We start from the raw sequence: 9,117 nt of genomic DNA, 5'->3' as shown, positions 1-9,117 counted from the left end.
AAAATATATAAAATTAATTTTACTGCGGGTGATTTTATATTTTATCCATCAAAATATAATTACAAAGGAAGTTTAAACAATCTTAAATCATACTTAGATAATTTTTATAAACTCAATAAAATCACTTGCATTATATTATTCGGCGATACTAGACCAATTCATGAAATAGCAATTAATTTAGCTAAAAAACTAAATATAAAAATATATGTATTTGAAGAAGGATATTTAAGACCAAATTATATTACTTGCGAAATGACTGGCGTTAATGCAAACTCACTTATGAGTAAAAATAAAAATGATTATAAAAAACTAAATACTTATAAAGAAAACTCAAAACTATTTAAGTCAAGTTTTAAAATAATGGCTTTTTATGCCTTAATGTATTATACATTTAGCATTATATTTCAAGTATTTTATAATAACAAAAACTATCATAGACCACTAAATATAATGGAGCTTTTTAGATGGTTTAGACATTTTTATAGAAAAGCTAAATATTCAATTTTAGAAAAAAATGTAGATAATTTAGCTAAAAAATATTCCAAAAAATACTTTTTAGCAGTTCTTCAAGTGCATAACGATAGTCAAATAAAAAAGCATTTTAAAGACAAAGGTATGAAAAAATTCATAGTTAAAACCATAAAATCATTTGCTAAAAATAGAGCGAATAATAATGTTTTGATATTTAAACACCACCCATTAGATATTGCATATACTGATTATTCAAATATTATAAATGAACTTACCAAAAGACTTGGTATAAGTGATAAGGTGTTTTATATTCATCGTGGAAATATCCCAAATCTTTTAAAAAATGCTAAAGGCTGTATTTGTATAAATAGCACGGTGGGAATGCAAGCACTTTATCATAATTGCCCTACTATAGTATTGGGTAATGCAATTTATAATATAGATGGTTTAGTCTATAAAAATGACCTTGATAGCTTTTGGCAAAATGCTCATAATTTTGTAAGCAATTATAATTTATACTTGAAATTCCAAGGATATTTATTAAAAAACAATCAATATAATGCAAATTTTTACTTAAATTTCAAAGAATTTGAAATAGGAAATTAAATGTGGCATATAATAAACGCGCTTATTTTAAGAGAGCTTAAAACTAGATTTGGTAAAAACCCAACTTTAGGTTATGTATGGGTTATACTTGAACCTATGATGCATATTATATTTATGTTAATAATTTTTACATTAATTAGAAATACTATTTTACCACAAGTTCCTTTTAGTTTATTTTTGATATCTGGAATGATTCCATTTTTTATGTTTAGAAATATTGTTAATTTTATAATGAATGGAATTGAAGCTAATAAAAGTTTATTTACTTATAAACCAGTTCGCCCTATTCATGTATTTTTAGCTAGAGCTTTTCTTGAAGGTATTATATATTTTATAGCTTTTAATATACTAGTTTGCATAAATGGGTATTTAATTAATTACAATGTTCTTCCATATAATTTAATTTACTCGTTACTAATTTTTCTATGGATGGTAATAATAGCATTTTCGTTAGGATTACTATTTGCTGTAATATTTAACGGAAAAGATATTATAAAAAATATTGTTAACTACCTTTTGACAATTATGTATTTTAGCTCAGCAATAATATTCCCTTTATGGGTTTTACCTAATCAAATAATTACCATTCTAGCTTATAACCCAATCTTGCATATAATTGAACTTTTTAAAGAAAATTATTTTGAAACCTACCCTATAGTAACTCAAATTAATATTGAATATCCTTTAATTTGTACTTTAGTTTTATTATTTTTTAGTCTTGGCTTATATTATAAAAAAAGAGTGGAGCTTGGCACTGCATGATTAGACTTGAAAATATCACAAAATACTTTATATTAAACAACAAAAAAAAGCATTATATTTTTAAGGATTTAAATTTTACTTTTCCTGATAATTGCTCAATCGGTCTAATGGGAAAAAATGGTGCAGGAAAATCTACAATGCTAAGAATTTTAGGTGGACTTGACATTCCTAATCGTGGTAAAGTAATAATTGATAAGAGTATTTCTTGGCCTGTTGGATTTGCAGGTGGATTTCAAGGAAGCTTAAGTGCTAGAGATAATATCAAATTCATAGCTAGAATCTACGGATATAGTGGAGAAGCTTTAAAAGAAAAAATAGAATATGTAAAAGAATTTGCTGAACTTGGAGATTATTTTGATGAGCCTATTAGAAGCTATTCATCAGGTATGAGAAGTAGAATTTCATTTGGTCTTAGCATGGCTTTTGATTTTGATTATTATCTAATAGATGAAGCAGGAGCAGTTGGCGATCCATCTTTTAGAGAAAAAAGTAGAAAAGTATATGAAGAAAAATTATCAAAATCAAAGGTAATTATGGTTTCACACGATATTAACGAAATAAAAACTTGGTGTGATAAAATAGTTTTTTTAGACAATGGAATAGCCACAATCTATGATGATATAGATGAAGGAATTAATAAATATAAAGAAAGTTGCTAATGAAAAAAAAGATTATAAAATTTATAACAAGCTTTAAAATTATCATAGTTTTAAGCTTAATTTCACTGATTTATTTTGCTTTTATAGCAAGTTCAAGATATGAAAGCACAGCAATAATTGGAGTAAAATCTACAAGCACTACTACTGATACATCTAGCCTAATACCAATAATAGGACTTACGAGTTCATCTAAAGAAGATTTAATGTATCTTAAAGAATATATAAACTCATACGATATGCTAGCAATTTTACAAAAAGATATAAATATCAAGGCTATGTATGAAGGAAAAATTGATTATGAATTATTTTTGAAAAATCTTGATGTAAAAGAAGATTTTTTAAAATATTATCAAAGTAGAATAAAGGTAGTTTATGATGATATTACCGGACTTTTAAGTATTAAAATTAACGCATTTTCTCCAGAAGATTCTAAAAAAATAGCCGATACGATACTTAAGGAAAGTGAAAATTTCATAAACGAAATATCACATAAAATCGCAAGAGAGCAAATGAGTTTTGCAAAAGAAGAATTAGAAAAAGCTAGTTTAGAACTAAGTAAAGCCCAAGATGAAATAAATAAATTTCAAAATACAAATTCTATGCTAGACCCTGTAAGTCAAGCAAAAACCCAATCAGCTATAAAAACACAAATAGAAGAAAAAATAATAGCAAAAGAAGTAGAACTTGCCACATTAAATAGTTACTTAAACTCAAATACTCCGCAAGTAAAAGCATTAAAATCAGAATTAGACGCACTAAAATCTCAATTAAAAAAAGAAGCTAATAAATTAACCTCAAAAGATAAAAATGACAAATTAAATTATTTAGCAATTGATTTTAGCAATCTTAGTTTTAAATTAAAATTCGCTGAAGATGCTTATAAATTAGCCCTAGCATCTTATGAAAAATCAAGACTAGAAGCTAATAAAAAGTTAAAACAAGTTATTATAATTTCTTCGCCGGTTTTATCAGAAATTGCAATATATCCAAATGTAATTTATGATGTATTCTCAGTATTTTTTATATTAACATTAGTTTTTGGAATTATTAAATTTACATATTCAATAATAGAGGAGCATAGATATTAATGAAAAAAATATTTTATATATTAGTATTTTCAATATTAGCATTTGCAGTTGATGTAGCAAATATAGCAGTAAATAATACTCAAGAAGGAATATCACAACAAGTGAATAATAAAACATTTGGAGCACACCTATTCTCAGGTAATTTTAAGCAATTTAGCAAACATATTTATAATCCAGATTATAAAATCGCAATAGGAGATATAATAAATATTAAGCTTTGGGGTGCAGTAGAATTACAACAAAAATCAAGCGTTGATTCTCAAGGAAATATATTTATTCCACAAGTTGGAGTTATTCATTTGTTAGGAGTTAGCAATAAAGATTTAGTAAATATTATTCAAAATAAAGTAAGAAATACTTATAAATCAAATGTATATTCATATGCAGATATGGATACTTACCAAAATATTTCAGTATTTGTTACGGGAAATGTAAATAAACCAGGACTTTATGAAGGGCTTAGCTCGGATTCTTTAATTCAATACATTGATAAAGCAGGTGGAATAAATCTTGAATATGGAAGCTTTAGAAATATTCAAATTCTAAGAAACAACCAACTAATTAAACAAATAGACTTGTATGATTTTTTATTAAATGGCAAATTAGATTATTCTATGTTTAAGAATGGCGATGTAATTTTAGTAAAACAAATCAATGGCTATGCAAGTGCTAGTGGTGATGTATTAAAGCCTTATAGATTTGAATTAGGAGAGAATTTAAAAACATTAAATGATTTAGCTATTTTATCTAATGCAAAACCAACTGCAACAAATGCAATCATAAAAAGTTATGATGAAAATAACAAACTCCGTATAAATGCTTATAAAAAAAGTGAATTTGAAAATGTATATATTAATAATGCCGATGAAGTGGAATTTAGACCAGATTACACAGCAGATAAAATAAACATAAAAATTGAAGGCGAACACAATAGCTTACATTCATTAGTTTTAGATAAAGGAACTACATTGCAAGAAGCTCTTAGTTTATTAAATATGAATGATTTATCTAATAAACAAGCAGTGCAAGTGTATAGAAAAAGCGTAGCAGTTCTTCAAAAAAAATTAATTGAAGCCCAGCTAAAAGAGTTAGAAACCTTAGCACTAACCACAACTTCAGCTACTTCAGAAGAAGCAAAAATTAGAGATAATTGGGGAACTAATATTTTAAAGTTTATTGAAAGAGCTAGAGCAATTGAGCCTAAAGGGCAAATCGTAATTGATGATGAAAAATTATATTCTTCAATTGTTCTTGAAAATGATGATGTTATTAATATACCTAGCAAAAATAATTTAGTTGTAATTCAAGGAGAAGTTGCTCTTCCTGGTGCATTTATTCATCAAGATAAATTAAAAATAAAAGATTATATTAAAATGGCTGGGGATTTAAATACTAGAGCTGATAAAAAAAGAATTTTATTAATACATGCTAATGGAAAAGCAGATAAAATAAGCTTAGGAACTTTTAGCAGTGATAAAAATGCTAAAGTCTATGAAGGAGATTCAGTATTAGTATTGCCTAAAATTGAAACTTACAATCTTCAAGTAACCGGTGTAATAACTCAGATTTTATACCAAATTGCAGTAGCAACTAAAGTAATTTTAGATATTTAATTTTATGAAAGGAAACACTATGAAAAAATTATTTTTAATTATAGGAGCACCTGGTAGCGGTAAAACTACTGATGCTAGCATAATTGCTAAAAACGAAAACTACACACACTATTCAACAGGCGATTTATTAAGAGCTGAAGTTGCAAGTGGAAGCGAATTAGGAAAACAAATAAATGAGCTTATCTCAAAAGGAAATCTAGTGCCTTTACAAATAGTTGTAAATACAATTATGAGCGCACTTAAAAAAGCTCCAAGTGATGTTATATTAATAGATGGTTACCCAAGAAGTGTTGAACAAATGCACGCACTTGATAATGAATTAGCTAAATCAAACGAAGTAAATCTTAGTGCTGTTATTGAAGTATTTGTAAGCGAACAAGTAGCAAAAGATAGAGTTTTAGGTCGTGCTAGGGGTGCTGATGATAATGAAGAAGTATTTAATAATCGTATGAAAGTATATACCGAGCCTTTAGCTGATATTTTAGATTTTTATAAAGCAAAAAATCTACATATACAAATCAACGGCGAACGCACAATTGAAGAAATTGTTGCAAATATGAGTGAAGAAATTAAGAAAAAAATCTAATCAAGGAGAAAAAATGAAAGTAAATTCGTTAATTTTAAGTGTTGTGGGGGGGGGTATTTCTAACCGCTTGTGGTACAATGAGTTCATATACACAAAGTATAAATGAAACAAGAATGGAAAAAAAATATCTAAATGCATATGCAGAATGTGGAAGTGGAACTTCAGAAAACAATTTAGAAATACAGATAAACAATAATTTTAGGACAACCAATATGATAGGTAGAGATTTAAAGATTAAATGTTTTGATTACAAAATAGACTCTGATGGTAGTATGTTGATTTTAGATGTTGGTATAAAGTTATTTGATAGCGCTAATAGTGAAATAGGTAGTTTTAAAGCTATATCTAAATTATCAGGTATGTTTGTAACAGATATTGAGTTAAATCGTATAACAGCTGCTAGAATTTTTGGTTACATTAAAAAAAATTATATTAAATAGGAGAAAAAAATGGATATTACAAAAATTAAAAGTGGAAATGCAGAGAAATTAAATGCAGTTATAGAAATTCCTTATGGCTCAAATATTAAATATGAGTTAGATAAAGATAGTGGAGCAATCATGGTTGATAGAGTTATGTATTCGGCTATGTTTTACCCAGCAAATTATGGTTTCGTGCCAAATACACTTGCAGCTGATGGTGATCCTGTTGATGTGCTTGTATTAAATGAATACCCAGTTCAAGCAGGCGCTGTTATTCCTTGCCGTTTAATTGGTGTTTTAATTATGGAAGATGAAAGTGGTATGGATGAAAAATTACTTGCAGTTCCTGTTAGCAAGATTGATCCAAGCTATGATAATATCAAATCTTTAGAAGACCTAGCACCACACAAACTTGCAAAAATCAAAAACTTTTTTGAAACATACAAAGCATTAGAAAAAGGTAAATGGGTAAAAGTTCAAGATTTTAAAGGCATAGCTGAAGCTACAAAAATACTTGAAGAATCAATCAAAAACTATAAATAATGTTAGCAGTCTTTAAAGACTGCTTTTAAATTAATTTTATCAAATGTTCTTATTTCTTATAAAAATTACAAATCATAATAATCTAATTTAAAATATACGAAATCTCATTAATAATGCATAAGCAAAAATATTATTATGCTTAATTTTGTAAGTGAATACTAATTTTGTTGCTAGTATTCTTTATAAATGCGTATATTTTAAATCATTGAGCATATTATTAGTTTCTTTATAAAATTATTAATTTTTAATATTAATACTCATTAAAAATCATATAATTTAACTATATTTTAAGTTATAATTAAAGATATTTTTAGAATTTGATTTATTTTAGAAATTAACTTAAAACTGCGTTGTATTAGAATTTCAAGGAATTTTATAAAGTATATTTTTTTAACTTTATTTTAACACTAGCTAAAACCTTAAAACATATTCAAAATCACAAAAATACTCATTTATAGGATTTATATTATATATTTTGTAAAGTTTCATAAAAAAATATATATGTGTTATAAGTGCATGGTTTTATATATTAATTTTCAAGCTTTAAAACTCTATTATACAAAGCTTTAAGTGATTTTTACAATCAAATATTTTAAAAATTTTGCTATGTATAACATATACCCACTACAAATATACTTATAACAACCAATAAAAATATAAAATAATTGAGCTTGAATACTTAAAAAATAATAATTAAATTAAAATTCTAATAATTTTGAAGATTATAAAAAGATAAAAGCTTGAGCTAGTTGTTACTAGCTCAAGTTATGTGTTAAGAGTGGTGGTTTATATTATTAAATTCATCTAAATGTGTTAAGTCTTTAGAAGCTGCATCAAATGCAACTGAACCTAGTTTTAGATTAATATAACCTTCTTGAACTTGTGCTGGTTGAGCTATAGTTTCATTAAAGATATCTTTTTGAGTATCTAAAATATCCCCAACATTTACCTTAGTTTCATCTTTAGCTTCAACTTTTTCTTCTTTAATAGTTGGAATACTAATTCCAGCATCATCTCCTAAAATTGCACTTGGGTTAAGGTTAATAAAGTTACCAGCGTTAATTTCAAAAGTATGACTAATTGCTGGTTCGCCAACTGGTTTGCACGCTACACAATCAAATACTTCATAATGATATGAGTTGCCTTTTTCACCTGTTAAGCCGATTTCAAATTTACCGCTATCCCAAATTGTAATATTTGTCCAGCTTTCAACCTTACCTGTAGCATCATTAACTAGATTTACTATTAATTCTGAACCTGGTTTTGCAGTTCCTGTAATAACTGGGCTTACGCTATCAGTTACATAACCATTAATTTTTTCAATAGCACTATTGCTATTTGCTTGATAGTAAATACCTTCATTGATTGTAATATGATTATTACTTACAACAACTTCACTTGGAACAACCACATCTACATTAGCATTGTTATCGTTAGCTACTTCATCTTTAGCTGTATTTAGGTCTATTGTAAATGCAAATTCTTTAACAAGTCCTGTTTTTAAGCTTGATAAATATACTTTATATGTTCCAACTTCCCAACCACTACCATCTACTCTGTTTGTTAAATCAGGAGTATATGTAAATGTTCCATCTGGTGCAGCTTGGAATTCTTTCATAATTAATTCATCTTGTCCTGTTGCATTATTAGCTTTTACAAATCCTAATACTATTGTATCATTAGCAACTGATTTACCAACAAATGTTGGAGTAGTATCAAATGTTCTACCACCATTTGGAATTTCAGTTAAGTTGTTGAAATATCCACCTTCATCACCTTGTAATACTTTAAAGTTAAATACATTGTTATCTTGGCTATTGCTATCCACAACCACATCACTTGTAGTATTATCTACGCTAGGTGTATTTGTTTGAGTATCAGCAACAAGTTTTAAGCTAGCTTCACCTTTAATATAAGTTCCAATTACATTAAATGTAAACTTATAATCTCCAAAGTTATTGCAACCTAGTTCTGGAACATATTTAAATTTACCATCAACAGCAAGAACTGAATCAGTTTTAATTAACTTATCATTATAAGTGATAAATACTTGCATTGCTTTAACACCACTAGCATTAATCTCACCTTTAAATAAAGGATTAGCATCTACTGTAGTTGAACCATTGCTAATTTCTTTTAGGTTATTGTGATCGCCTGATTCATCACCTTCAAATATAGATACTTTAATTCCATTTCCAACACTTGGAACAATTACTTCAGGAGTTGTTGTATTATTAACCACTTCATCTTTAGCTGTATTTAAATCTAAACTAAATGAGTATTCTTTCATTTCTCCTGTTTTTAAGCTTGATAAATATACTTTATATGTTCCAACTTCCCAACCACTACCATCTACTCTGTTTGTTA

The 9,117-nt window shown here is 26.9% G+C and carries 9 protein-coding genes; 8 read left to right on the top strand and 1 reads right to left on the bottom strand.

The genetic code is table 11. From position 1 onward, the window contains the following. The 8 genes from KJR01_RS09445 to ppa all read left to right on the top strand — a co-directional run. The coding region (locus tag KJR01_RS09445) for a capsular biosynthesis protein (protein WP_214118971.1) at positions 1-1,077 on the top strand (1,077 nt) is incomplete at its 5' end. After that, positions 1,078-1,839 carry a capsule polysaccharide transporter KpsM gene (gene kpsM / locus KJR01_RS09440; RefSeq protein ID WP_214118968.1) on the top strand — a complete coding sequence of 254 codons (762 nt, stop codon included), beginning with the start codon at positions 1,078-1,080 and terminating at the stop codon, positions 1,837-1,839. Continuing rightward, on the top strand, positions 1,836-2,498 hold the full coding sequence (locus tag KJR01_RS09435) for an ABC transporter ATP-binding protein (protein WP_214118967.1): 663 nt from the start codon (positions 1,836-1,838) through the stop codon (positions 2,496-2,498). Before kpsM ends, KJR01_RS09435 begins: the two co-directional genes overlap by 4 nt. Then, positions 2,498-3,586 (top strand): KpsE/RkpR family capsule polysaccharide export protein, encoded by a 1,089-nt coding sequence (locus tag KJR01_RS09430; protein WP_214118964.1) that lies wholly within the window; start codon positions 2,498-2,500, stop codon positions 3,584-3,586. The genes KJR01_RS09435 and KJR01_RS09430 overlap by 1 nt, the downstream gene beginning before the upstream one ends. Beyond that, positions 3,586-5,199: a polysaccharide biosynthesis/export family protein gene (locus KJR01_RS09425; protein WP_214118962.1), complete on the top strand. Its 1,614-nt coding sequence runs from the start codon at positions 3,586-3,588 to the stop codon at positions 5,197-5,199. The genes KJR01_RS09430 and KJR01_RS09425 overlap by 1 nt, the downstream gene beginning before the upstream one ends. Positions 5,200-5,218: 19 nt before the next feature. Continuing rightward, positions 5,219-5,785 (top strand): adenylate kinase, encoded by a 567-nt coding sequence (locus tag KJR01_RS09420; RefSeq protein WP_214118960.1) that lies wholly within the window; start codon positions 5,219-5,221, stop codon positions 5,783-5,785. Positions 5,786-5,862: 77 nt separating this feature from the next. Further along, the gene (locus KJR01_RS09415) at positions 5,863-6,225 is read left to right on the top strand and encodes a hypothetical protein (RefSeq protein WP_214118958.1); all 363 of its coding nucleotides are present in this window, start codon (positions 5,863-5,865) and stop codon (positions 6,223-6,225) included. Between the two features lie 9 nt (positions 6,226-6,234). Beyond that, positions 6,235-6,750: an inorganic diphosphatase gene (gene ppa, locus KJR01_RS09410; RefSeq protein ID WP_214118956.1), complete on the top strand. Its 516-nt coding sequence runs from the start codon at positions 6,235-6,237 to the stop codon at positions 6,748-6,750. 772 nt (positions 6,751-7,522) lie between these two features. On the opposite strand, the gene KJR01_RS09405 is transcribed toward ppa, so the two are convergent. Beyond that, positions 7,523-9,117 (bottom strand): hypothetical protein (locus KJR01_RS09405; protein ID WP_214118954.1); only part of this gene is annotated, 1,595 nt, incomplete at its 5' end.

Source organism: Campylobacter sp. 2018MI10, from assembly GCF_018501175.1.
Lineage (GTDB): Bacteria > Campylobacterota > Campylobacteria > Campylobacterales > Campylobacteraceae > Campylobacter_E.
Note: the sequence above shows the minus strand (reverse complement) of the source record. Positions and strands in the feature narration are given on the sequence as shown.